This is a genomic window from Ramlibacter ginsenosidimutans, from assembly GCF_016654015.1.
Classification (GTDB): Bacteria; Pseudomonadota; Gammaproteobacteria; order Burkholderiales; family Burkholderiaceae_C; genus Ramlibacter; species Ramlibacter ginsenosidimutans.
In genome coordinates, this window is sequence record NZ_JAEPWM010000013.1 from 85,119 (window position 1) to 107,706 (window position 22,588).

Consider the following 22,588-nt stretch of genomic DNA (forward strand, 5'->3'; position numbering starts at 1 on the left):
GATTTAAGCACGGTCGTTCGGTTCGGGGTGTCGAGGTGGCGACAAACCCAGTTGGCCGCAGAGGTCCTGCAGCTGTTCGCGCAGGCTCGCCACTTCATTCTCCAGCGCCATGACGCGCGCTTCCAGCGGGGCCGTGCCGCTCCCCTGGGGCGCGGACGGCGCGGGCTGCGCATACGCCTGTATGTCCACGGGACCGCACAGCAGGTGCGCCCAGCGCGCCTCGCGCGCACCCGGCGCCCGCGGCAGTTGCACCACCAGCGGGCCGCCACGCTCCTGCGGGCGGTCGCGCATTTCCTCCAGGAAGGCCTCGACCGAGGAGATGTCCGCGAACCGGTACCAGCGCTCGCTGTGGATGCGCAGTTCACCGGGCGTCTGCGGCCCCCGCAGCATGAGCAAGCCGAGCAGCACGGCGGACTGTTCCGGCACGACCAGCGCGCGCTGGAAGTTGTGTTCCCAGCGGTCGACGCGGCTGCCGCGGGCGGTGAAGGCCAGCGAGCGGCGCTTGAGGCCATCGAGCGCTTCCTGCACTTCCCCTTCGGTGAGATTGGTGATCGGGTCGCGGCTGCTTTTCTGGTTGCAGCCGGCAACCAGCGCGTTCAGCGTCATCGGGTAGCTGTCGGGAACGGTTCGCGCCTTCTCCATCAGCGTGCCCAGCACGCGGGCTTCGGCGGGGCTCAGTGGCTCCATGGGGCCTCCACGGCGATCGTCGCGCTGCGCAGGAGGTCCATCGGGATCGGGATTTTCGGTCGTCGCTCCAACATGGCCGCCATCGTACGCGCCGCCGCTCCGCGCGGCCCTGCGCGCGGCACGGGGATAATCGCGCTTCGCATGAAGAACATCGTCATCCTGATCTCGGGCGGGGGCTCGAACATGGCCGCCATCGTGCGCGCCGCCGCGCGCGAGGACTGGCGGCGGCGCCTCGGCGCCGAAGTCCGCGCCGTGATCAGCAATCGCGCCGACGCGGGCGGCCTGGCGTTCGCGCGCGAGCAGGGCCTCGCCACCGAGGTCGTGGACCACCGGCCCTTTGCCGCGCGCGAAGACTTCGACGCGGCGCTGGCCGGCGCGATCGACCGGCACGCGCCCGCGCTGGTGGTGCTGGCCGGCTTCATGCGCATCCTCACGCCGGGCTTCGTCGCGCGCTATGCGGGCCGGCTGCTGAACATCCATCCTTCGCTGCTGCCCGCCTTCCCCGGCCTGCACACGCACGAACGCGCGATCGCCGAAGGCTGCCGCTTCGCCGGTGCGACCGTCCACCACGTCACTGCCGAACTGGACCACGGCCCCATCGTCGACCAGGCGGTCGTGCCCATCCTGCCCGGCGACACGGCGCAGGTGCTCGCCGCCCGCGTGCTGACGCAGGAGCATCGGCTGTATCCGCGCGCCATCGCGCAAGTGCTCGCTAATCTCTGACCATGCATCCCAAGGCCTTGCTGGACGCCTGCGCCGACCTCGTCGCGCAGGTGCTCCGATTCGAACACCCCGCCGACGCGGTCGTGTCGCGCTATTTCCGCGAGCATCGCTCGCTCGGCCCGCGCGAGCGCGCGACGCTGGCGGAGACCGCGTACGCGGTGCTGCGGCGCAAGCTGCTGTTCGAGCACCTGGCCGGCTCGGGCAGCGGCCCGCGCGAGCGGCGCCTGGCTATCCTGGGCTTCGCCGGGCCGCGCGACTTCCTCAAGTCCGCCTTGAGCGAGCCCGAGAAGGCCTGGCTCGATCACTGCGATGGCATCGATCCCGCGAGCCTGTCGGAGCGGCACCGCCACAACCTGCCGGAGTGGCTCGCCGAACCGCTGAAGGCGCAGCTCGGGGACGACTTCTGGCCGCTGGTGGAGGCATTGAACGAGCCCGCGCCGCTGGACCTGCGCGTGAACATGCTCACGGACAAGCGCGAGGACGTGCGCCAGGAACTGAAGCTCGCCGGCATCGACGCCCGACCGACGCCGTACTCGCCCTGGGGGCTGCGCGTGCAGGACAAGCCCGCGCTCACCCGGGTCGATGCCTTCGCGCGCGGCGCGATCGAGGTGCAGGACGAGGGCTCGCAACTGCTCGCGCTGCTGACCGATGCGCGGCGCGGGCAGATGGTCGTGGATTTCTGCGCAGGCGCCGGCGGCAAGACCCTGGCGCTGGGGGCCGCGATGCGCAACACCGGCCGGCTCTATGCCTTCGACGTGTCGGCGCACCGGCTGGAGAAGCTGAAGCCGCGGCTCGCGCGCAGCAAGCTCTCCAACGTGCATCCTGCGGCCATCGCGCACGAGCGCGACGATCGCATCAAGCGCCTGGCCGGCAAGATCGACCGCGTGATCGTGGACGCGCCTTGCTCGGGGCTGGGCACCTTGCGGCGCAACCCGGACCTGAAGTGGCGCCAGTCGCCCCAGTCTTTGGCGGAACTGACGGCCAAGCAGGCCGCCATCCTGGAAAGCGCCGCAAGGTTGCTGAAAGCGGGAGGGCGCATCGTCTATGCCACCTGCAGCCTGCTGCGCGCGGAAAACGAGGACATCGCAGCGGCTTTCACCGCTGGCCATCCCGGTTTCCGCCGCCTGCAGGTGCGCGAACTGCTGGAAGCGGCCAAGGTCCCCGACGCGGCCAGCCTCTGCAGTGCGGACGGCCAGGACCTGCGCCTGTGGCCCCAGAGGCATGGAACCGACGGTTTTTATGCCGCGGCGTGGGAAAAAGTCCAGTCGTGACAAGAACCTAGGCGAAAAAAAGGGCAGCGCGACTGAACCCCGGCCCTTAAAATCCCTCCAACTGCTGCGCGCGGGGTTTTCTGCGCGCTTTTGACTTACTGAGAGAGAGAACACCCACCCATGTTGCTTCCCGACTGGGCCGTCCTGAACGCGGCGATCGATTGGCTCGGCCACGGCCTGTGGGATCTGTCCTGGTGGCAGATCGTGCTGTACACGCTGGTGACGACCCACCTCACCATCGCCGGCGTCACCATCTTCCTGCACCGCGCCCAGGCGCACCGGGCGATGGACCTGCACGCGATCCCGTCGCACTTCTTCCGCTTCTGGCTCTGGCTCGGCACGGGCATGGTCACGAAGGAGTGGGTGGCCATCCACCGCAAGCACCATGCGAAGTGCGAGACCGTCGACGATCCGCACAGCCCGCAGACCCGCGGCATCGACACCGTGCTGTGGCGCGGCGCCGAGCTGTATCGCGCGGAAGCGAAGAACCAGGAAACCATCGCCAAGTTCGGCCATGGGACGCCGAACGACTGGATCGAGCGCAACCTCTACACCCGCTACAGCTGGCAGGGCGTGGGCCTGATGCTGATCCTGAACCTCGCCCTGTTCGGCGCGGCTGGCGCGGCCGTGTGGGCCGTGCAGATGCTGTGGATTCCCATCACCGCCGCCGGCATCATCAACGGCATCGGCCACTACTGGGGCTACCGCAACTTCGAGGCGCCGGACGCCAGCACGAACATCTCGCCCTGGGGCCTGATCATCGGCGGCGAGGAACTGCACAACAACCACCACACCTATCCGACCTCCGCGAAGTTCTCGGTCAAGCCGTACGAGTTCGACTTGGGCTGGTTCTACATCAGCCTCATGAGCAAGATCGGCTGGGCCACCGTGAAGAAGGTGCCGCCCAAGCTGCGCCTCGGCACGATCCGGCCGGTGGCCGACGAGAAGACGCTCGAAGCCGTCATCGCCAACCGCTACGAGGTCATGGCCGGTTATGCCCGTGAACTGAAGCGCGCGTGCAAGGCGGAGATCGGCGTGCTGAAGGCCAAGGGCGAGGACCTGGGCATGCTCAAGGCCGCCAAGCGCTGGCTGCACCGCGATGCGGACAAGGTGCCCGCTGCAGCCCGCACGCAACTCGCGCAAGTGCGCGCCGAGCACCCCGTGCTGGACAAGATGGTGAGCATGCGCGAGGAACTGCGCCAGATGTGGCTCAACACGAACCAGTCGCGCGAGCAGCTCACCGCCGACCTGCAGGCCTGGTGCCGCCGCGCCGAGGAAAGCGGGATCGAGGCGCTGCGCCAGTTCTCGCTGAAGCTGCGCGCCGTGCATACCTGAGCGCGCTGCGGCTCAGAGACAAAAGGCCCCTGACGAGGCCTTTTGTTTTTTTTGGGACAGGGCCTCGTAGGCTGGCGGTGAGCGAAGCGAACCCCAGCGATCCAGCGTAGCGCAGCGAGCTGGGGTTCGCCTGCGGCTCACCACCAGCCTACGAATCCTTGATCGGTCCCGTCCGCCCCTCGGCGGGGAAGCGCAGGACCGGCCTCGCCGCCGCTCAATGCTTGAGGTTCTCCGGCACCTTGCCGCCGTTTTCCTCCAGCTTGACCATCACCTCCTTGTGCAGCCAGATGTTCATGGCGGCGCTGTCGTTCTTGTCGCCGCGATAGCCGAGCTCGTCCGCCAGCTCCTTGCGCTCCTGCAAGGTGCTGTCCATGCCGACCAGTTTCATGAGGTCGACGATCGAGGTGCGCCAGTTCAGCTTGTTCGGGTTGCGCGCGGCCAGGCCGTCCAGCACCTGCTCGATGTCCACGCGCTCCATCGTGGCTGTTCCCGCGCCGGCGGCGGCCTGCTGCGGCTGCATGCCCTGCGCTTGCGGCTGCGGGGCCGCAGGCTGCGTCTGTGCGGACTGCGCGCTTGCGGGTTGCGCCGTTGCAGCTTGCGTCGGCGCGGCGGGCCTGGCGGGCTGCGCCGCTGCAGGGCTTGCGGCGGCAGGTGATGCGGCCGGCGCCTGGCTGGCGCTTGCGTGCGGCAGGAGGCGGCTGAAGATGGTTCCTAGGATGCTCATTCGTGTTCTCCGTGGCAGGGCGGACATCGCCTGCGGCCATGATGGGAGAAGGACTGCGGCGGAACTTGTGGGACGCCGGCGGCGGGTGCTGAGGCCTTGTCCGACGCGAAGGGACGCAGGTCGGAATACCGGGCGCTGCACGCTCGCGGCAGCATGCGCCCATGGACGCAATGCTGTGGTTGTTCGGCGAAGGCCGCGAACTCAGCTCATGGCAGATGGCCGCGCGCGGCGTCGCGATGTTCTTCGTGCTGCTCGTGCTGATCCGAGTATCCGGCCGCCGCTCCTTCGGGCAGGGCAACGCCTTCGATGCCGCGCTCACGGTGATGCTGGGAGCGATCCTCAGCCGCTCCGTCGTGGGCGTGTCGCCGTTCTGGCCCACGGTGTGTGCAGGTACCGCAGTGGCCGTGCTGCACCGGCTCGTGGGACTGGCGAGCGTGCTCTGGCCGGCCTTCGACCGTCTCGTCAGCGGCCGCAATCGCGAACTGCTGCGCGACGGCCGTCCCGACCGCTCGGCGCTGCGCAAGGGCCTGATCACGGATTGCGACCTCACGGATGCGGTGCGGCAGAAGACCGGCCGCGAGGACTGGGCGGGCGTGCACCGCGCGGTGCTGGAGCGCGACGGAAGCATCACCGTCGTGCCGAAGGAGGAACGGAAATGAAAAAGCCCCGCGCGGCGGGGCTTTTTCGAACCCGCTGGTGCGGGGTCGAAATGGCGGGGCGCCAGGGGCGCCCGTCGTCACTTCAGCTTGGTCTCTTTGTACTCGACGTGCTTGCGCGCCTTCGGGTCGAACTTCATGATCGACATCTTCTCGGGCATCGTCTTCTTGTTCTTGCTCGTGGTGTAGAAGTGGCCGGTGCCCGCAGTGGACTCCAGCTTGATCTTCTCGCGGCCGCCTTTGCTTGCCATGGTTCGTGCTCCTTGGGTTAGGCCTGGCCGCGGGCGCGCATGTCCGCCAGCACAGCGTCGATACCGTTCTTGTCGATCAGGCGCACCGCGGCGTTGGTAACGCGCAGGCGAACCCAGCGGTTCTCGCTTTCGATCCAGAAACGGCGATATTGCAGGTTCGGCAGGAACCGGCGCTTGGTCTTGTTGTTGGCGTGGGAGACGTTGTTCCCCACCATCGGGCCCTTGCCCGTCACGTCGCAGACGCGTGCCATCTGACTCTCCATGTCCGCCCGTCACTCCCGTGAGGGGCTCACCTCGCCCTGACGGGGGCGGTAACCGGCCGGATTCCGGCGAAGCCCGCGATTATAGCGGCTCCCGGAATCGCCCGCTTCCGGCGCTCGGAAAGCGGACATCCGGACGCAGAGGACGCAAAGGTTACGCAGAAGGCGCAAAAGAAGGCATGAAAACCTTTCAAGGTTTTTTCTGCGTCCTCTGCGTACCCTCTGCGCCCTCTGCGTCCGGTTGTTGGTAGTGGGGCCCCGCCTTCTACTCTTCCTGTTCCAGGAACCGCTGCGCATCGAGCGCCGCCATGCAGCCGGTGCCGGCGCTGGTGATGGCCTGCCGGTACACGTGGTCCTGCACGTCGCCGGCGGCGAACACGCCGGGCACGCTGGTCATCGTGGCGAAGCCGTTCAGGCCGCCCTTGGTGAGGATGTAGCCATCCTTCATCTCCAGCTGGCCCTGGAAGATGTCGGTGTTGGGATGATGGCCGATCGCGATGAAGCAGCCCTTGAGCTGCAAGTCCTCGGTGGCGCCGGTGGTGGTGTCCTTCAGGCGGATGCCGGTCACGCCCGTCGCGTCGCCCAGCACCTGGTCCAGGGTCTTGAACAGCTTGAGCTCGATCTTGCCCTCGGCGACCTTGTGCATCACCTTGTCGACGAGGATGGGCTCGGCGCGGAACTTGTCGCGCCGATGCACCAGGTACACCTTCTTCGCGATGTTCGACAGGTACAGCGCCTCCTCCACCGCGGTGTTGCCGCCGCCGATGACGCAGGTCACCTCGTCGCGGTAGAAGAAGCCGTCGCAGGTGGCGCAGGCGCTGACGCCCTTGCCCATGAACTCGGTCTCGGACGGCAGGCCCAGGTACTTCGCCGAGGCGCCGGTGGCGATCACGAGCGAATCGCAGGTGTAGGTGCCGCTGTCGCCGGTGAGGGTGAAGGGGCGCTTGCTGAAGTCGACCTTGTTGATGTGGTCGAAAACGATCTCGGTCTTGAAGCGTTCCGCGTGTTCCAGGAAACGCTGCATCAGCTCCGGTCCCTGCACGCCGTGGACATCGGCGGGCCAGTTGTCCACCTCGGTGGTGGTCATGAGTTGCCCGCCTTGCGCTATGCCCGTGATCAGCAGCGGATGGAGGTTGGCGCGTGCGGCGTACACGGCGGCGGTGTAGCCGGCGGGGCCGGAACCGAGGATCAAAACTTTCGCGTGCTTGGTGTTCATGGTGCAAAACCTGTGTGGGAAACACCACAGGTCGGTGTACATTTGCGGGCGATTCGAGAAGTATCCAGCATGCGGGCACGGCCCCTGCTTCCCACTTCCCGATCACGGGGATTGTAAGAACCGATGGCGGCCGCCCAAGCAGGAGGGATTTGAACGATGTCGATGCTGTCCAACCTGGAGTTGATCCGGCGGGTGCCCTTGTTTGCCCTGCTGACCTCCAACCAGGCGGAAGCGGTGGCCGACGCGGTGGTGAAGCGCCGCTTCAAGCGCGGCGAAACGATCGTGGAGCAGGGCGAGAAGACCAACACCCTGTTCATCATCCTCACCGGGCGCGTGCGTGTCGTCACCTCGGACAAGCGCGGGCGCGAAGTGATCCTCGCCACGCTCAACCCCGGCGACTACATCGGTGAGATGAGCCTCATCGACAACGAGCCGCACTCGGCCACCTGCCGGGCCGAAGTGCAGACCGACATGCTGACCCTCGGCCGCGCCGAGTTCGCGCGCTGCCTGCCGGAAAACAGCTCGATGTCGTACGCGATCATGAAGGGGCTGGTGCAGCGGCTGCGCCAGGCGGACCGCAAGATCGAGTCGCTGGCGCTGATGGACGTGTACGGGCGCGTGGCCCGCGCGCTGCTGGAGTTCGCGCAGCCGGATCGCGACGGCCTCATGACCATCCGCGAGCGCATCTCGCGCCAGGACATCGCCAAGATGGTCGGCGCCTCCCGCGAGATGGTGAGCCGCGTGATGAAGGACCTGGAAGACCGCGGCTTCATCGAAACGCGCGAGGATGGCTCGATGGTCGTGAAGGACCGCTTGACCACGCTGGGGTAGCCGCGGAATACGGGAGCGGACAACCGGACGCAGAGGGCGCAAAGATTTCGCAGAGGACGCAAAAGGATCCAGGAAAGAAGTTTTCCTGAGGTCTTTCTTGCGTCCTTCTGCATTTTTGCGACCTCTGCGTCCGGCAGTCCGCTCCCGCGTTCGCCTGCAGTGACGCGAAACAACGCCGCGGTCGATTGCGGGCCGCCCCTGCGCTAAGCTCGCGCTTGCGTCATGACGTACTCGCTGAACACCCTCACGGAGGCCGCGCCCGCGCCCTCCGGTCCGCGCGCGGGCCTCGCCCGCTTCGCCCACGAAACCGCGCTGGTGCTGGGCGCCTGCGCGCTCGTCTTCTGCCTGCTGGCGCTGCTCACGCATTCCGCGGGCGACGCGGCCTTCTCGACGTCCGGCGACGGCGGACCGCTGCATAACTGGGGCGGCCGGCTGGGCGCGTGGCTGTCGGACGCCTGCCTGTTCCTCCTGGGCTACTCCGTGTGGTGGTGTGTCGCCGCCGGCATCCGCGCGTGGCTCGCTTCGCTCGCCCGCTGGATGCGCGCCGAAAACGCCGCGCCCGCAACGCCCGCGCATCCGTGGTTGCAGGGCCGGTCCGCGTTCTGGATAGCGCTGGCGGTGCTGCTCGTGGCCAGCACCGGCCTGGAGTGGACGCGCCTGTACCACCTGGAGTCGCGCCTGCCGGACCACTCGGGCGGTGCGCTCGGCTACATGGTGGGCCCGCTGGCGATGAACTGGCTGGGATTCATCGGCTCGGGCCTGCTGTTCGTGGCGATCATGGTGCTGGCCTCGGCCGTCGTGTTCCGCTTCTCCTGGAGCCACGTGGCCGAGCGCATCGGCGCCGCCATCGACGGCTTCATCGAATCGCGCCGCGAGCAGCGGGAGCGGGCCGAGGACGTCGCGGTGGGCCAGCGCGCCGCCCGCGAGCGCGAGGAGATCGTGCACGTCGAGCGCGTCGAGATCGAGGAACACCACCCCACGCCGGTGCTGATCGAGCCCGTGCCCGTGGAGGCGCCCAGGAGCGAACGGGTCGCCAAGGAGCGGCAGAAGCCGCTGTTCTCGGATATGCCGGACAGCAAGCTGCCGCAGGTCGACCTGCTCGATGCCGCGGCCGGCCGCCAGGAGAGCGTCTCCCCCGAAACGCTGGAGATGACCTCGCGGCTGATCGAGAAGAAGCTGAAGGACTTCGGCGTGGAAGTGCGGGTGGTGCTGGCGCAGCCCGGCCCCGTCATCACGCGCTACGAAATCGAGCCGGCCACCGGCGTGAAGGGCTCGCAGATCGTCAATCTCGCGAAGGACCTGGCGCGCTCGCTCTCGCTGGTGTCGATCCGCGTGGTCGAGACCATTCCGGGCAAGAACTTCATGGCGCTGGAACTGCCCAACGCCAAGCGCCAGTCGATCAAGCTGTCGGAGATCCTGGGCTCGCAGGCCTACAACGAAGCCAGGTCGCAGCTCACCCTGGGGCTGGGCAAGGACATCGTCGGCAACCCGGTCGTCGCCGATCTGGCCAAGATGCCGCACGTGCTGGTGGCCGGCACGACCGGCTCGGGCAAGTCGGTCGGCATCAACTCGATGATCCTGAGCCTGCTTTACAAGGCCGAGGCGCGCGACGTGCGCCTGCTGATGATCGACCCCAAGATGCTGGAGATGTCGGTCTACGAGGGCATCCCGCACCTGCTGGCGCCGGTGGTCACGGACATGAAGCAGGCGGCCAACGGCCTCACCTGGTGCGTCGCCGAGATGGAGCGCCGCTACAAGCTGATGTCGAAGATGGGCGTGCGCAACCTCGCCGGCTACAACCACAAGATCGACGAAGCCAAGGCGAAGGAGCAGTTCATCTACAACCCGTTCAGCCTGACTCCCGAGAGCCCCGAGCCGCTGGACCGCCTGCCGCACATCGTCGTCGTGATCGACGAACTCGCCGACCTGATGATGGTGGTGGGCAAGAAGATCGAGGAGCTGATCGCCCGGCTCGCGCAGAAGGCGCGCGCCGCCGGCATCCACCTGATCCTGGCCACGCAGCGCCCGAGCGTCGACGTGATCACGGGCCTGATCAAGGCCAACATCCCGACCCGCATCTCGTTCCAGGTCTCCAGCAAGATCGACAGCCGCACCATCCTCGACCAGATGGGCGCGGAGGCGCTGCTGGGCATGGGCGACATGCTGTACATGGCCAGCGGCACCGGCCTGCCGGTGCGCGTGCACGGCGCCTTCGTGAGCGACGAGGAAGTGCACCGCGTCGTCGCCTACCTGAAGGAGCAGGGCGGCGAACCGAACTACATCGAGGGCGTGCTGGAAGGCGGCACGGTCGACGGCGAGGACGGCGCACTGGGTGGCGTGCCCGGCGAAGGCGGCGGCGAGGGCGATCCCCTGTACGACCGCGCCGTGGAAGTGGTCCTGAAGAACCAGAAAGCCAGCATCTCGCTGGTGCAGCGGCACCTGGCGATCGGCTACAACAAGGCCGCCAACCTGCTGGAAGCCATGGAGAAGGCCGGGCTCGTCAGCCCCATGAATGCCCGCGGGCAGCGCGAGATCCTGGTGCCGGGCCGCGGCGAATAAACGTCTCGTAACGAACTTGGCCGCTGGGGCGCTACCCAACCGACAATGTCGTGTTGGAGAGTCCCATGAAGAAAATGTTCGTCACGCTGGCGCTGGGTGCGCTGGCCGCCGCCGCCCACGCGGGCGCCATCGACAGCCTCGAGAACTTCGTGCGCAATGCGAAGACCGGTCACGCGGACTTCACCCAGGTGATCACCGCGCCGCCGCGCGACGGCCAGCCGGGACGGACCAAGTCGTCGAGCGGCTCGTTCGACTTCCAGCGCCCGAACCGCTTCCGCTTCGAGTACCGCAAGCCCTTCGAACAGACCATCGTGGCCGACGGCCAGACGGTGTGGCTCTTCGACAAGGACCTGAACCAGGTCAGCCAGCGCAAGCAGGTGAAGGTGCTCGCCAACACGCCCGCAGCCGTGATCGCGGCGTCGCCGGACCTGGAGTCGATCAAGCGCGACTTCGAGCTGCAGCCGCTGCCGGACCAGGACGGCCTGCAATGGGTGCAGGCCACGCCGCGGCAGAAGGAAGGCCAGCTCACCAGCATGAAGATCGGATTCCGCGGCGACCAGCTCGCTGCGCTGGAGATCCAGGACAGCTTCGGGCAGCGCTCGGTGCTCACCTTCAACAACATGCAGGTGAACGCGCCCGTCAATCCGCAGACCTTCCACTTCACGCCGCCGAAGGGCGCGGACGTGCTGCAGGCGCCCTGAGCCGGGCCGGGCGTAGGGCGCAGGCTCCTAGATCTCGCGGGCGATCTGGTCCAGCTGCTTGCGCTCGATGTATTCGTCCATGCGCGAGAGTAGCCGCCACCACTCCGAGCCGTCCTCGCGGTAGACGCGCACGGCGCCGGCGCGCACGAGGATCTTGCGCAGTTCGTCGTCGGTGAAGCCGCCGAGCGCCTTGCGCAAGGTCTCGAACGAGCGGTCGGTGAAGCTCTTGTGGCCCAGGAAATGGCGGGCGGTGGTCTCCGCCATGAATTCTTCCTTGTGCTGCTCCTGCAGGATGCGCAGCTGGTTGCCGAACTGCTGCCGGTTCAGCAGGTAGCTGATGCCTCCGCCGATGAGGACCCCCAGCAGGGCGGCGAGCGCGGACCAGAAGGACGCTTGCATGATGGCCGCAATATAAACTGCCCGACATGAGCAGCAAGTCCGCCCACGCGCCCCTGGCCGAACGCCTGCGGCCGAAGTCCCTGGGCGAGGTGATCGGCCAGCAGCACCTCCTCGGCGAGGGCATGCCGCTGCGCATCGCCTTCGAGTCGGGCCAGCCCCACAGCTGCATCCTGTGGGGCCCGCCCGGCACCGGCAAGACGACCATCGCGCGGCTGATGGCCGATGCCTTCGACGCGCAGTTCATCACCATCAGCGCGGTCCTGGGCGGGGTGAAGGACATCCGCGATGCCGTGGAGCAGGCGCTCATCGCGCAGGCGCACGGGCGCCGCACCATCGTCTTCGTCGACGAGGTGCACCGCTTCAACAAGAGCCAGCAGGACGCCTTCCTGCCGCACGTGGAGTCGGGGCTCTTCACCTTCATCGGGGCGACCACGGAGAACCCGTCGTTCGAGGTGAACTCCGCGCTGCTGTCGCGCGCTGCGGTCTACGTGCTGCAGCCGCTGGGCGAGGACGACCTGAAGCAGATCGTGCAGCGCGCCCAGGCCATCGACGCGGTGCCGGCGATCGAGCCCGCGGCGCTGGAGCGGCTGATCGCCTATGCGGACGGCGATGCGCGCCGGCTGCTGAACACGCTGGAGACGCTCGCGGTCGCCGCGAAGAAGGAAAAGCGCGACGAGATCACCGACGCCTGGCTGCTCAAGGTGCTGGGCGAGCGCATGCGCCGCTACGACAAGGGCGGCGAGCAGTTCTACGACACCATCAGCGCGCTGCACAAGTCCGTGCGCGGCTCGGACCCGGATGCGACGCTGTACTGGTTCGTGCGCATGCTCGATGGCGGCGTCGACCCGCGCTATGTCGCGCGGCGCATGATCCGCATGGCCGTCGAGGACATCGGCCTGGCCGACCCGCGGGCGCTGCGCATGGCGCTCGACGCCTCCGAGGTGTACGAGCGCCTGGGCAGCCCCGAGGGCGAGCTCGCGCTGGCCGAGTGCCTCGTGTACCTGGCGATCGCGCCCAAATCCAATGCGGTGTACGTCGCGTACAACGAGGCGCGGGCGCTCGTGCGCAAGGACGGCACGCGCCCCGTGCCGCTGCACCTGCGCAACGCGCCCACGCGGCTGATGAAGGACCTCGGCTACGGCAAGGAGTACCGCTATGCGCACAACGAGGAGGGCGGCTTCGCGGCGGGCGAGGACTACTTCCCTGAGGGCATGAAGGCGCCCGTGTTCTACCGGCCGGTGGAGCGCGGGCTGGAGATCCGCATCGCGGAGAAGCTGCGGGAATTGCGCGCCTTGAACCGGAATCGCCAAGGGACAAACCCCTAGAACACGGCAGAGGTACCGCGGGGTGCCCCGTTTACAATCGCGCCCGACAACCCGCCCAGGACCACCGCATGGCGGGTTTTTTGCTAGATGGCGAAGTGCCTCACAAAGGCGCGCAATCGCCACGCGCGGAACAGAAACGGAGAAAACCTCTATGGACATCCTGCTGCAGCAGATCATCAACGGTCTGGTCCTGGGGAGCATGTACGCCCTGGTCGCCCTGGGCTACACGATGGTGTACGGCATCATCAACCTGATCAACTTCGCGCATGGCGACGTGCTCATGGTCGGCGCGCTCACCAGCTGGGCGATCATCACCAAGGCGCAGGATGCGATGCCGGGCATCCCCGGCTGGCTGCTGCTGCTGGTCGCACTCGTGATCTCCTGCGTCGTGGCCGCCGCCCTGAACTTCACCATCGAGAAGGTGGCGTACCGGCCGCTGCGCAACAGCCCCAAGCTCGCTCCGCTGATCACGGCGATCGGAATGTCGATCCTGCTGCAGACGCTGGCGATGATCATCTTCAAGCCGAATTACAAGCCGTATCCGACGCTGCTGCCGCCCAAGCCGATCCAGTTCGGGGGTGCGGTGATCACGACGACGCAGATCATGATCCTGGGGATGACGGTGGTCTCTCTGGCCATCCTCATGTACCTGGTGAACTACACGCGGCTCGGACGCGCGATGCGGGCGACCGCCGAAAACCCGCGGGTCGCCGCGCTGATGGGGGTGAAACCGGACATGGTGATCTCGGCGACCTTCATCATCGGCGCGGTGCTCGCCACCATCGCGGGCGTGATGTACGCGTCCAACTACGGGACGGTGCAGCACACCATGGGCTTCCTGCCGGGACTGAAGGCCTTCACCGCGGCGGTGTTCGGCGGCATCGGCAACCTTGCCGGCGCGGTCGTCGGGGGCGTGCTGCTCGGGCTGATCGAGTCGATCGGCTCCGGCTACCTCAGTGTCGTGACCGGAGGGCTGCTGGGGAGCAACTACTCCGACATCTTCGCGTTCATCGTGCTGATCGTGGTGCTCACGCTGCGGCCCTCCGGCCTGCTGGGCGAACGCGTCGCGGACCGCGCCTGAAGGAGACCGCAGCATGAAGACCCCGAACCGGAAGGTCCTCTGGATCGTCGGCGCCATCGCCCTGGCGATCTTTCCCCTGCTGCTGCAGGCCGCGGGCAATTTCTGGGTGCGCATCGCCGACAGCGCGCTGCTGTACGTGCTGCTCGCCCTGGGCCTGAACATCGTGGTGGGCTATGCCGGCCTGCTGGACCTGGGCTTCGTCGCCTTCTTCGCGATCGGCGCCTACACCTTCGCCCTGACGGCCTCGCCGCACCTGTCCGAGAACTTCCCCTGGATCGCGCAGCACCTCGGCGATGCGCTGCACCTGTCCGTGTGGCTGGCGATCCCGCTCGGGGCCGCGGTGGCGGGCGTGTTCGGCATCCTGCTGGGTGCGCCGACGCTGAAGCTGCGCGGCGACTACCTGGCCATCGTGACGCTGGGCTTCGGCGAAATCATCCGTGTGTTCCTGAACAACCTCGACCAGCCGGTGAACGTCACGAACGGGCCCAAGGGCATTTCGCAGATCGACTCGGCGCACCTGTTCTCGCTGGATTTCGCGCGCCCGCTGGACGTCACCGAGACCTATTCGGTCAACTCGGTGACGCTCTACTACTACCTGTTCCTGCTGCTCGCCCTGGCCAGCGTGCTCATCTGCCACCGGCTCGAACTCTCCCGCATCGGTCGTGCGTGGATGGCGATCCGCGAAGACGAGATCGCGGCCAAGGCCATGGGCATCAACACGCGCAACATGAAGCTGCTGGCCTTCGGCATGGGCGCCACCTTCGGCGGCGTGTCGGGCGTGATGTTCGCCGCCTTCCAGGGCTTCGTCTCGCCGGAGTCCTTCAGCCTGATGGAGTCGGTGATGATCGTCGCCATGGTGGTGCTGGGCGGCATCGGCCACCTGCCGGGGGTGATCCTCGGGGCGGTGCTCCTGTCCGCCCTGCCGGAGGTGCTGCGCTGGGTGTCCGGCGTCTTCGACCTGCAGTCGCTCACGGGCGGCCGGCTCGACGCGTCGATCCTGCGCCAGTTGCTCATCGCGCTCGCGATGATCATCGTCATGCTGCTGCGTCCGCGCGGGCTCTGGCCCACCAGCGAGCACGGCAAGGTGCCGCAAGTCCCGGTGAAATAAGGAGGACCGCATGGCAGACGTCGTCCTCCGCGTGGCGGGCATTTCCAAGCGCTTCGGCGGGCTGCAGGCCCTGTCGGACGTCGGTCTCACGATCGAGCGAGGCCAGGTGTACGGCCTGATCGGCCCCAACGGCGCGGGCAAGACCACCTTCTTCAACGTGATCACCGGGCTGTACACGCCGGACAGCGGCAGCTTCGAGCTGGCCGGCAAGCCGTACACGCCCAGCGCCGTGCACGAAGTCGCCAAGGCCGGCATCGCGCGCACCTTCCAGAACATCCGCCTGTTCGCGGACATGACGGCGCTGGAGAACGTGATGGTGGGCCGGCACGTGCGCACGCATTCCGGCCTGATCGGCGCGGTGTTCCGCACGCGCGGCTTCAAGGAGGAGGAGGCGGCCATCGCGAAGCGCGCGCAGGAACTGCTCGATTACGTCGGCATCGGCCGCTTCACCGAGTACAAGGCCCGCACGCTCTCGTACGGCGACCAGCGCCGCCTGGAGATCGCCCGCGCGCTCGCGACCGACCCGCAGCTGATCGCCCTGGACGAGCCGGCGGCCGGCATGAACTCCACCGAGAAGGTGGTGCTCCGGGAGCTGATCGACCGCATCCGCAAGGACGGCCGCACCATCCTGCTGATCGAGCACGACGTGAAGCTGGTGATGGGGCTGTGCGACCGCGTGACGGTGCTCGACTACGGCAAGCAGATTGCCGAAGGCTCGCCGTACGACGTGCAGCGCGACGAGAAGGTGATCGAGGCCTACCTGGGCCACAGCCACAAGCCGACGCAGGCCAAGGCCGCAGGAGAGGCGCAATGAGCGAGACGCTGCTGAAGGTCAGTGGGCTGAAGGTCGCCTATGGCGGCATCCAGGCGGTGAAGGGCGTGGACTTCGAGGTGCGGGCCGGCGAGCTGGTTTCGCTGATCGGCTCCAACGGCGCGGGCAAGACCACCACCATGAAGGCCATCACCGGCCTGTTGCCGCTCTCTGCGGGGGACATCCAGTTCATGGGCCAGAGCGTCCGCGGCCGCGGGGCCTGGGACATGGTGAAGCAGGGCCTCGCCATGGTGCCCGAGGGCCGCGGGGTCTTCACGCGGATGTCCATCACGGAGAACCTGCAGATGGGCGCGCACATCCGCACGGACAAGGCGGGCATCGCGGAGGACATGGAGCGCGTGTTCACGACCTTCCCGCGACTGAAGGAGCGCAAGGACCAGCTCGCCGGCACGATGTCCGGGGGCGAGCAGCAGATGCTGGCGATGGGGCGCGCGCTCATGAGCCGGCCCAAGGTGCTGCTGATGGACGAGCCGTCGATGGGGCTGTCGCCCATCATGGTCGACAAGATCTTCGAGGTGGTGCGCGACGTGCACAGTCGGGGCGTCACCATCCTGCTCGTCGAGCAGAACGCCAGCCGGGCCCTGGAAATCGCGGACCGCGGCTACGTCATGGAGTCCGGCCTCATCACCATGAGCGGCGACGCGAAGAAGATGCTCGACGACCCGAAGGTGCGCGCCGCCTACCTCGGCGAGTGAGCCGCGCGCTTCAGTAGCGCCACTGCAGGCCGAGGCTCGTGCGCCAGTCGCGCACGTCGCCGATCCCGCGGACCTCGTATGCGTCCAGCCCCACGGCGGCATTAGCCCTGCGGGAGAAATCCCAGCTGAGCCCCACGCCGTACGTGAGGCCGCCGTCGCGCGCGCCCATGAATTGCGCGGCAGAAGGGGACCGGTTCACTGTGGTGCCGATGCGGCCGTAGACACCGAGGTCCTGCACGATGCCGGCCTTGCCGACCAGGCTGAGGTTCAGGCCGGGGCTGCGTCCGACGCGGATGGCGGCGAGCCGGTCGGCTTCACTGATCTGCAGGCTGAGGCTGCGCGGCGCCGTCTCGCTGGAGTACAGGGACACGCTGCTCGCGTCGCTGCACGCGAGCGTGTAGCTGCTGCACGGCAGCCGCTCTTCGCCCGCTGGCTGCAGGCCGAGCGGGCTGAGGCCCGAGCGCCATCGCAGCATCCCGCCGGAGTCGGGCAGCGCCGCGCTCGCGGCCACTGCAAGGACCAATCCCAGGACACACTGCTGCATGCGCATGGCGGCTCCCTCTTGCTCGTTTGAAGGAACAATGTGGCCCGCGGCTGAGGCAGCGCGTGTCGGACAAATCTCACAAGCGATGTAGGAGGCCCGGCTCAGCCTTTAATCCACCTTGGCGCCCGACGCCTTCACCACTTTTTCGTATTTGGCCAGTTCGGCATGCATGAAACGGCCGAACTCCTCGGGGGTGGTGGGCACTGGCTCCGCCATCAGGCTGGCGAACCGCGCCTTGGTCTCGGGGGCATTGAGCGCGGCGACGAAGGCCTGGTTCAGCCGGTGGATCGTCTCGGGCGGCGTCCCGGCCGGTGCGACCAGCCCCCACCAGGTATCGATGGCGAAGCCTTTGAGGGTGTCGGCCACCGGCGGCGCGTCCGGGAGACTGGGCGAGCGGTGCAAGGTGGTGACGGCCAGCGCCTTCAGCTTGCCGGCGCGGATGTTCGGCGCTGCGGTGGCGAGGTTGTCGAAGTTGAAGTCGACCTGCCCCGAGAGGAGCGCCAGCTGTGCCGGGTTGCCGCCGTTGTACGGAATGTGCACGGCGTAGATGCCGGCGTCGCGCTTGAACATCTCGCCCGCGAGATGGCCCGCGCTGCCATTGCCGCCGCTGCCGTAATTGAGCCGGCCGGGGTTGGCTTTCGCGTACGCGATCAGGTCGGCGACGCTGGCGATCTTCAGGCGCGTGGCCGTCTGCGTGTTCATGACGAGCACGTTGGGCACGCGCACCATCTGCGTGATGGGCGCGAAGTCCCGGGCCGCGTCGTACGGCATCTTGCCGAACAGCCAGGGGTTGATCGCATGCGTGGCGGTTGCGGCGATGCCGATCGTGCTGCCATCGGGTGCGGCCTTGGCCACCACGTCCGCGCCGATGTTGCCGCCGCCGCCGGGGCGGTTCTCGATGATCACGGTGCCCAGGCTGTCCTTCACCCGCTCGGCGAGCACGCGCGCGGTGAGGTCGATCGGGCCGCCGGGCGCGTACGGCACGATGATGCGGATGGGCTTGCCTTGCGCCCGCACCGCAGGCGCGGACAGCATGGCGGCGGAGAACGATCCCAGGAGGAGGTGTCGGCGTTTCATGCCCGCATTGTCGCAAGCTCGCGGGCGCACTGCAGAGCCTGTGCTGCGGGGCAGGGCGCCGCAGCCGATGCGCTCAGTGCTTGTCGGCCTCGGTGGTGAACGAGTCCGCGAAGAATTCCTCCGCCGGCAACTGGCACTTCGCGCTGTATTCGGCACGGGCGGAATCGACCACGATCGGGGCGCCGCAGGCATAGACCTGGTATGCGGAAAGATCCGGGTGGTCCTCGATCACCGCGCGGTGCACGAAGCCGGTCCGGCCGGTCCAGTTGTCCTCGGGCAGGGCGTCGGACACGACGGGCACGTACTGCAGGTTGGGCATGTCCGCCAGGCGCTCGCGCACCCACGCATCCATGTAGAGGTCACCGGGACGCCGGCCGCCCCAGTAGAGCGTGGCGGGACGCTGGATACCCTTGAACTGCATGTGCTCGAGGAGCGCCTTGATCGGGGCGAAACCCGTGCCGGAGGCCAGCAGGATCATGGGTTTGTCCGAATCCTCCCGCAGGTAGAAGCTGCCGAACGGGCCCTCCACGCGCAGGATCTCCTTCTCCTTCATCGCCGTGAACACGTGGTCGGTGAACTTGCCGCCGGGCATGTGCCGGATGTGCAGTTCGACGCCGGGTCCGTTGTGCGGCGCGTTGGCCATGGAGTAGCTGCGGCGGGCGCCGTCGCGCAGGATGAACTCGATGTACTGGCCGGCGTGGTAGCGCAGCGTGTCGTTCGCGGGCAGCTGCAGCTTGACGATCATCACGTCGTGCGAGACCTTCTCCAGCGAGCTCACGCGCGAAGGCATCTTGCGCACCGGGAACGCGCTTTCGTCCGTGACCTGCCGCGATTCGAGCACCACGTCGGTTTGCGGCACCGCGCAGCAGGTGAGGATCAGGCCGTTGGCTTCCTCCTCCGCCGACAAGGCCTTGCTCTGGTGGGGGCCGTGCACCACCGAGCCCTCCAGCTTCTTGCACTTGCAGGAACCGCAGGCCCCGTCCTTGCAGCCATAGGGCATGCCGATGCCCTGCCGGATGGCCGCCGGCAGGATCGCTTCGCCGCTGTCGACGGAGAAGCTGCGACCACTGGGCTGCACCGTGATCTGGAAGGGGCCGGCGTTCGCCGTGCTGGCTGTCATGCTTTGGGTATCCTCGGGCTCTTTGCTCTTGCTGGTGCGATTTTGCCTTCAAACCAGACTCCGCTCGGCGCCCGGCCCAGTCGCTTCCGCCGCCAGCGGGTCCTCATCGTCGGTTGCGGCGACGTCGGAATGCGCGTGGTGCGCGCGCTGCCCGCGCGCATGCGCGTACTGGCGTTGACCTCGAACCCCGCTCGCACCGCGCAGTTGCGCGCTGCGGGAATCACCCCGCTGCTGGGCGACCTGGATCGCCCGGCCAGCCTGGCGAGGCTGGCGGGGCTGGCGCAGCGTGTCGTCCACCTCGCACCGCCTGCAGCCGATGCCGCGAAAGCCGCGCCGCAGGATCTGCGTACGCAAAACCTGATGCGAGCGCTGCGGCTGCGCAGCCCGCCGGTGGCGCTCGTCTACGGATCCACGAGCGGCGTGTACGGCGACTGCGGCGGTGCATGGGTCAGCGAAGCGCGTCCCGTCCTGCCGCAGACGGCCCGCGCGCGCCGGCGGGTCGATGCGGAGCGGCAGCTGCGCTTCTTCGGGCGCGGCGCCGGCGTGCGGGTGAGCGTTCTGCGTATTCCGGGCATCTATGCGCCGGACCGGCCGGCGGGCACCCCGCGCGAGCGCCTGCTGCGCGGCACGCCGGTGCTGTGCGCGCCGGACGACGTCTACACGAACCACATCCACGCCGACGACCTGGCGCGCGGCGTGATCGCGGCGCTGTGGCGCGGCCGGCCGCAACGCGTCTACCACGCGTGCGACGACAGCGTGATGAAGATGGGCGACTACTTCGACCTCGCCGCCGACCTGTATGGCTTGCCGCGCCCGCCGCGCGTGACGCGCAGCGCCGCCCGCGAGCAGTTGCCGCCGATGCTCCTGAGTTTCATGTCCGAATCGCGCAGGCTGGACAACACCCGGATGAAGCGTGAACTGCGCTTGCGATTGCGCTATCCGACGGTGCAGTCCGGACTGCACGCCTGACCGCTATGGCACCGTGACTCCGGCGGTTGCGGTGGCCTGCATACGCAGCTCCAGGCAGCGCTGGGTGAGCGCCTGGTGCAGTTCGCGCTGGCGCTGCGCGATCTCGTCGTCGCCCCCCTGGGGCGGCGCGTTCGCCGCGAGCCGCTCGGCGCAGTTCTCGCGTCGCAGATCGGGACCCAGCGCTGCGACGAAGCTTTCGAGCCGCAGCAGGCTGCTGTCGCTCGCGTGCGCCGCATAGCGGTCGAGTTCGGCTTTCAGGTCGATCCAGCGCCGCGCGGCCGGGTCCTGCGCCAGCGCGGGGCTGGCGAGTGCGAGTAGGGGTTGCGCTTCCTGCGCCAGCCGGGTCAGGCGCGCGGCGCTGCGGCCGAAGGAGGGCGCCGTGTTCGCCCCCGCGTCTGCCGCGCCCAGGGTTTCGGCCAGCGGGAGCGTGTCGCCCTGCCACCAGGCGAAGTCGCGCGAGCGGGCGCTTTCCAGCGGCTGGCGCTCGAGCTCGTCATCCAGCACGGCCAGTCGCCGCAGCAGCTCGCCATCGAGGGTGGCGACGAGGCGTTCACCGAATCCGGCACCACCGGTCTGCTTCAGCACGGCCTGCAAGGCCAGCACCTCTTCGCGCTGCTGCTTCAAGGTGCCCAGGTCTGCGGCGGCGGCGCCTTCGGCCGGCCAGCTCGCCTTCAGGCTGCGGAACGCCTGCTGGTAGATCAGCTCCGACACGCGCGCGTCGACGACGCGCAAGACGCCGGCCTGCGCATCGCTGGGGAAGAGCGGCACCACGCGCGCCACGACCTCGGCGCGCTCCGCCGCGAGCGCGCGCGCGGCAGGCAGCACCTTCGCGAGACTGGCGGATTCCGGCGCGTTCTTCGAGCTCGCGGCAGGCGCGGCGTCCGTCATGAACGAGGCTTTCAGCAGTGCGCCCAGCCCCTGGCGCAACGCCGCGCGCTCGGGCGAGAGGCCGAAGCGCTTTTCATCGGCCAGCCACACGACCCCCGGCTCGCCTCCGTTGTCGAACGCCTGCTCGAACTGCCGGCGGAATTCCGCGAACGCGGCGCCTGACTGGCTCTGCAGCTGTTCCACCGACTCCGGCCCGAGCAGTCGGGTGGCGGCAATACGCTGGATCACCTTCTGGTACGCACTCCCCAGTTGCAAGGTACCCTGGCCCATCCAGTCGTTGCGGCCCTTCGCGAGCAGCGCATGCTGGTCTTCCAGCAGCGCGTGCACGGCGCGGTAGCGCTCCAGCGTGCGGTCGAATCCCGCGAGTCGCGCAGAGGGCCGGAACAGGCCGTTGCTGCGTTCCACGTAGCCCTGCTCGAGCGCGAACAGGTCGTTGGTGTTCAGCAGGCGCGTGTGCAGCGCCGCCATCGCCTTCGCCAGCGAGCAGCGGGTCGCCGACTGCAAGCGTGCCTGCATCAGGACCGGTTCGATGCGCACTTCCTCGCTGGAGCGGAACATGCGGGCCGCGCCTTCCAGCGCACCGGGGAGCTCCTTGCCGAGTGTGTAGCCGACGAGGCGGCGCAGTTGCTCGGGCCCGCCGCCGCTCGCCTGCAGCGAGAAGAAGGACTGCACGGCCGCGTCGAGCCGTTCGACGTCCGTCACGTAGTCGGTGACCGCCACGAACTCGGGAAGGTCCTCGGGCGCGGCCGTGAGCCGCCGCTCCAGGTTGGACGGCACCGGCGACTGGCACTCGCCGCCCCGCAGCTCACCGGAGCCACGCGCCAGCGGCACGCCCGTGAGGTGGCTGGCATGCGCGTACAGCTCGCGCCGCACGGTCTCCACGACGATCTCGTTGAACTCGCGCCCCAGCCGGGCCTGCACCTGACGTTCCAGCGGATCGAACGCGTGCCACGAGCCCGGGAGGAACGCCGTCCAGGCCGAATCGTGCTGCAGCCGATCGGTCGCAGCGAGCAGCGCCAGCGCCTTGCGCCGGTACCACTCGGGATCGACCGCTTCACGCGTGGGGGCCCGGGCGCGGAAATTCGCATCCGCCTTCATCTGCAGCAGGATCCGGCTGAGGTCTTCGCGCCAGCCATCGAGCTGCCAGGCCGCAACGCCGATGCCCACCGCCCAGGCGGCCAGGAGCGCGTACGCGAGCCTCAGCAGGACGGCCTGGACGCTCCATCGGCCCCGGGTGGGAAGCGACTGCTCGTTCGTCATCTGCGCGCCGCCGTGGAAGGCGCGGGCTGCAAGAGCTCGCGTACGGGCCACGACTGCCAGAGCCAGAGCGCCTCCG

Annotated in this window: 23 protein-coding genes; 13 read left to right on the forward strand and 10 right to left on the reverse strand. The window is 68.2% G+C overall.

Annotated features, from left to right (window positions below; translation table 11 throughout):
• Positions 1 to 3 precede the first annotated feature (3 nt).
• Positions 4 to 687 carry a YceH family protein gene (locus JJB11_RS23145; RefSeq protein ID WP_201177173.1) on the reverse strand — a complete coding sequence of 228 codons (684 nt, stop codon included), beginning with the start codon at positions 685 to 687 and terminating at the stop codon, positions 4 to 6.
• A gap of 141 nt (positions 688 to 828) precedes the next feature.
• Between JJB11_RS23145 and purN the strand changes: the two genes are divergently transcribed.
• The 3 genes from purN (at position 829) to JJB11_RS23160 (ending at position 4,016) form a co-directional block, all read left to right on the forward strand.
• Positions 829 to 1,410: a phosphoribosylglycinamide formyltransferase gene (gene purN, locus JJB11_RS23150; protein WP_201177175.1), complete on the forward strand. Its 582-nt coding sequence runs from the start codon at positions 829 to 831 to the stop codon at positions 1,408 to 1,410.
• A 2-nt stretch (positions 1,411 to 1,412) separates the two neighbouring features.
• Positions 1,413 to 2,681 carry an RsmB/NOP family class I SAM-dependent RNA methyltransferase gene (locus JJB11_RS23155; protein WP_201177177.1) on the forward strand — a complete coding sequence of 423 codons (1,269 nt, stop codon included), beginning with the start codon at positions 1,413 to 1,415 and terminating at the stop codon, positions 2,679 to 2,681.
• Positions 2,682 to 2,801: 120 nt separating this feature from the next.
• A complete protein-coding gene (locus JJB11_RS23160; RefSeq protein WP_201177179.1) occupies positions 2,802 to 4,016 on the forward strand; it encodes a DesA family fatty acid desaturase in 1,215 nt (404 codons plus the stop codon).
• Between the two features lie 214 nt (positions 4,017 to 4,230).
• Here the strand turns inward: JJB11_RS23160 and JJB11_RS23165 are convergent, their stop codons facing one another.
• The gene (locus tag JJB11_RS23165; protein ID WP_201177185.1) at positions 4,231 to 4,740 is read right to left on the reverse strand and encodes a DUF3597 domain-containing protein; all 510 of its coding nucleotides are present in this window, start codon (positions 4,738 to 4,740) and stop codon (positions 4,231 to 4,233) included.
• A gap of 161 nt (positions 4,741 to 4,901) precedes the next feature.
• On the opposite strand from JJB11_RS23165, the gene JJB11_RS23170 reads away from it, so the two are divergent.
• On the forward strand, positions 4,902 to 5,399 hold the full coding sequence (locus JJB11_RS23170) for a DUF421 domain-containing protein (RefSeq protein WP_201177187.1): 498 nt from the start codon (positions 4,902 to 4,904) through the stop codon (positions 5,397 to 5,399).
• Between the two features lie 77 nt (positions 5,400 to 5,476).
• On the opposite strand, the gene rpmG is transcribed toward JJB11_RS23170, so the two are convergent.
• The 3 genes from rpmG to trxB form a co-directional block, all read right to left on the reverse strand.
• Positions 5,477 to 5,647 (reverse strand): 50S ribosomal protein L33, encoded by a 171-nt coding sequence (gene rpmG, locus JJB11_RS23175; protein ID WP_055899695.1) that lies wholly within the window; start codon positions 5,645 to 5,647, stop codon positions 5,477 to 5,479.
• A 17-nt stretch (positions 5,648 to 5,664) separates the two neighbouring features.
• Entirely contained in the window at positions 5,665 to 5,898 is a 234-nt protein-coding gene (gene rpmB, locus JJB11_RS23180) for a 50S ribosomal protein L28 (protein WP_201177189.1), read from the reverse strand.
• Between the two features lie 274 nt (positions 5,899 to 6,172).
• A complete protein-coding gene (gene trxB, locus JJB11_RS23185; protein WP_201177192.1) occupies positions 6,173 to 7,123 on the reverse strand; it encodes a thioredoxin-disulfide reductase in 951 nt (316 codons plus the stop codon).
• A gap of 156 nt (positions 7,124 to 7,279) precedes the next feature.
• On the opposite strand from trxB, the gene JJB11_RS23190 reads away from it, so the two are divergent.
• The 3 genes from JJB11_RS23190 (at position 7,280) to lolA (ending at position 11,214) form a co-directional block, all read left to right on the forward strand.
• On the forward strand, positions 7,280 to 7,954 hold the full coding sequence (locus tag JJB11_RS23190; RefSeq protein ID WP_201177193.1) for a Crp/Fnr family transcriptional regulator: 675 nt from the start codon (positions 7,280 to 7,282) through the stop codon (positions 7,952 to 7,954).
• Positions 7,955 to 8,176: 222 nt separating this feature from the next.
• Entirely contained in the window at positions 8,177 to 10,513 is a 2,337-nt protein-coding gene (locus JJB11_RS26465) for a DNA translocase FtsK (protein ID WP_201177196.1), read from the forward strand.
• 65 nt (positions 10,514 to 10,578) lie between these two features.
• On the forward strand, positions 10,579 to 11,214 hold the full coding sequence (gene lolA / locus JJB11_RS23200; protein WP_201177200.1) for an outer membrane lipoprotein periplasmic chaperone LolA: 636 nt from the start codon (positions 10,579 to 10,581) through the stop codon (positions 11,212 to 11,214).
• Positions 11,215 to 11,241: 27 nt separating this feature from the next.
• Here the strand turns inward: lolA and JJB11_RS23205 are convergent, their stop codons facing one another.
• Positions 11,242 to 11,613 (reverse strand): hypothetical protein, encoded by a 372-nt coding sequence (locus JJB11_RS23205; RefSeq protein ID WP_201177202.1) that lies wholly within the window; start codon positions 11,611 to 11,613, stop codon positions 11,242 to 11,244.
• Positions 11,614 to 11,639: 26 nt separating this feature from the next.
• Between JJB11_RS23205 and JJB11_RS23210 the strand changes: the two genes are divergently transcribed.
• The 5 genes from JJB11_RS23210 (at position 11,640) to JJB11_RS23230 (ending at position 16,654) form a co-directional block, all read left to right on the forward strand.
• Complete coding sequence (locus JJB11_RS23210; protein ID WP_201177204.1) at positions 11,640 to 12,938, forward strand: replication-associated recombination protein A; 1,299 nt, start codon at positions 11,640 to 11,642, stop codon at positions 12,936 to 12,938.
• Between the two features lie 151 nt (positions 12,939 to 13,089).
• Positions 13,090 to 14,019, forward strand: a complete 930-nt coding sequence (locus tag JJB11_RS23215) for a branched-chain amino acid ABC transporter permease (RefSeq protein ID WP_201177206.1) — start codon at positions 13,090 to 13,092, stop codon at positions 14,017 to 14,019.
• A gap of 13 nt (positions 14,020 to 14,032) precedes the next feature.
• Positions 14,033 to 15,127, forward strand: coding sequence for an ABC transporter permease subunit (locus JJB11_RS23220; protein ID WP_201177208.1), 1,095 nt, complete (start codon positions 14,033 to 14,035; stop codon positions 15,125 to 15,127).
• 10 nt (positions 15,128 to 15,137) lie between these two features.
• Positions 15,138 to 15,941 (forward strand): ABC transporter ATP-binding protein, encoded by an 804-nt coding sequence (locus tag JJB11_RS23225; RefSeq protein ID WP_201177210.1) that lies wholly within the window; start codon positions 15,138 to 15,140, stop codon positions 15,939 to 15,941.
• Positions 15,938 to 16,654, forward strand: a complete 717-nt coding sequence (locus JJB11_RS23230) for an ABC transporter ATP-binding protein (protein WP_201177212.1) — start codon at positions 15,938 to 15,940, stop codon at positions 16,652 to 16,654. Before JJB11_RS23225 ends, JJB11_RS23230 begins: the two co-directional genes overlap by 4 nt.
• Before the next feature lie 10 nt (positions 16,655 to 16,664).
• Here the strand turns inward: JJB11_RS23230 and JJB11_RS23235 are convergent, their stop codons facing one another.
• The 3 genes from JJB11_RS23235 to JJB11_RS23245 all read right to left on the reverse strand — a co-directional run bounded on the left by JJB11_RS23235 (position 16,665) and on the right by JJB11_RS23245 (position 19,395).
• A complete protein-coding gene (locus JJB11_RS23235; RefSeq protein WP_201177215.1) occupies positions 16,665 to 17,204 on the reverse strand; it encodes a hypothetical protein in 540 nt (179 codons plus the stop codon).
• Between the two features lie 102 nt (positions 17,205 to 17,306).
• Positions 17,307 to 18,275: a Bug family tripartite tricarboxylate transporter substrate binding protein gene (locus tag JJB11_RS23240; RefSeq protein WP_201177217.1), complete on the reverse strand. Its 969-nt coding sequence runs from the start codon at positions 18,273 to 18,275 to the stop codon at positions 17,307 to 17,309.
• 73 nt (positions 18,276 to 18,348) lie between these two features.
• Positions 18,349 to 19,395 (reverse strand): CDP-6-deoxy-delta-3,4-glucoseen reductase, encoded by a 1,047-nt coding sequence (locus JJB11_RS23245; protein ID WP_201177219.1) that lies wholly within the window; start codon positions 19,393 to 19,395, stop codon positions 18,349 to 18,351.
• Positions 19,396 to 19,437: 42 nt separating this feature from the next.
• Between JJB11_RS23245 and JJB11_RS23250 the strand changes: the two genes are divergently transcribed.
• Positions 19,438 to 20,364 (forward strand): SDR family oxidoreductase, encoded by a 927-nt coding sequence (locus tag JJB11_RS23250; protein WP_201177336.1) that lies wholly within the window; start codon positions 19,438 to 19,440, stop codon positions 20,362 to 20,364.
• Between the two features lie 3 nt (positions 20,365 to 20,367).
• Here JJB11_RS23250 and JJB11_RS23255 read toward each other — a convergent pair whose 3' ends face one another.
• The gene (locus JJB11_RS23255; protein WP_201177221.1) at positions 20,368 to 22,563 is read right to left on the reverse strand and encodes a hypothetical protein; all 2,196 of its coding nucleotides are present in this window, start codon (positions 22,561 to 22,563) and stop codon (positions 20,368 to 20,370) included.
• Positions 22,564 to 22,588 lie beyond the last annotated feature (25 nt).

Coding starts and splice junctions, on each gene's coding strand:
- lolA (WP_201177200.1), top strand. CDS start 10,579: ATGAAGAAAATGTTCGTCACGCTGGCGCTGGGTGCGCTGGCCGCCGCC.
- JJB11_RS23205 (WP_201177202.1), bottom strand. CDS start 11,613: ATGCAAGCGTCCTTCTGGTCCGCGCTCGCCGCCCTGCTGGGGGTCCTC.
- rpmB (WP_201177189.1), bottom strand. CDS start 5,898: ATGGCACGCGTCTGCGACGTGACGGGCAAGGGCCCGATGGTGGGGAAC.
- JJB11_RS23170 (WP_201177187.1), top strand. CDS start 4,902: ATGGACGCAATGCTGTGGTTGTTCGGCGAAGGCCGCGAACTCAGCTCA.
- JJB11_RS23225 (WP_201177210.1), top strand. CDS start 15,138: ATGGCAGACGTCGTCCTCCGCGTGGCGGGCATTTCCAAGCGCTTCGGC.
- purN (WP_201177175.1), top strand. CDS start 829: ATGAAGAACATCGTCATCCTGATCTCGGGCGGGGGCTCGAACATGGCC.
- JJB11_RS23235 (WP_201177215.1), bottom strand. CDS start 17,204: ATGCGCATGCAGCAGTGTGTCCTGGGATTGGTCCTTGCAGTGGCCGCG.
- JJB11_RS23240 (WP_201177217.1), bottom strand. CDS start 18,275: ATGAAACGCCGACACCTCCTCCTGGGATCGTTCTCCGCCGCCATGCTG.
- JJB11_RS23160 (WP_201177179.1), top strand. CDS start 2,802: ATGTTGCTTCCCGACTGGGCCGTCCTGAACGCGGCGATCGATTGGCTC.
- JJB11_RS23145 (WP_201177173.1), bottom strand. CDS start 687: ATGGAGCCACTGAGCCCCGCCGAAGCCCGCGTGCTGGGCACGCTGATG.
- JJB11_RS23245 (WP_201177219.1), bottom strand. CDS start 19,395: ATGACAGCCAGCACGGCGAACGCCGGCCCCTTCCAGATCACGGTGCAG.
- JJB11_RS26465 (WP_201177196.1), top strand. CDS start 8,177: ATGACGTACTCGCTGAACACCCTCACGGAGGCCGCGCCCGCGCCCTCC.
- JJB11_RS23220 (WP_201177208.1), top strand. CDS start 14,033: ATGAAGACCCCGAACCGGAAGGTCCTCTGGATCGTCGGCGCCATCGCC.
- trxB (WP_201177192.1), bottom strand. CDS start 7,123: ATGAACACCAAGCACGCGAAAGTTTTGATCCTCGGTTCCGGCCCCGCC.
- JJB11_RS23210 (WP_201177204.1), top strand. CDS start 11,640: ATGAGCAGCAAGTCCGCCCACGCGCCCCTGGCCGAACGCCTGCGGCCG.
- JJB11_RS23155 (WP_201177177.1), top strand. CDS start 1,413: ATGCATCCCAAGGCCTTGCTGGACGCCTGCGCCGACCTCGTCGCGCAG.
- JJB11_RS23215 (WP_201177206.1), top strand. CDS start 13,090: ATGGACATCCTGCTGCAGCAGATCATCAACGGTCTGGTCCTGGGGAGC.
- JJB11_RS23230 (WP_201177212.1), top strand. CDS start 15,938: ATGAGCGAGACGCTGCTGAAGGTCAGTGGGCTGAAGGTCGCCTATGGC.
- JJB11_RS23190 (WP_201177193.1), top strand. CDS start 7,280: ATGTCGATGCTGTCCAACCTGGAGTTGATCCGGCGGGTGCCCTTGTTT.
- rpmG (WP_055899695.1), bottom strand. CDS start 5,647: ATGGCAAGCAAAGGCGGCCGCGAGAAGATCAAGCTGGAGTCCACTGCG.
- JJB11_RS23165 (WP_201177185.1), bottom strand. CDS start 4,740: ATGAGCATCCTAGGAACCATCTTCAGCCGCCTCCTGCCGCACGCAAGC.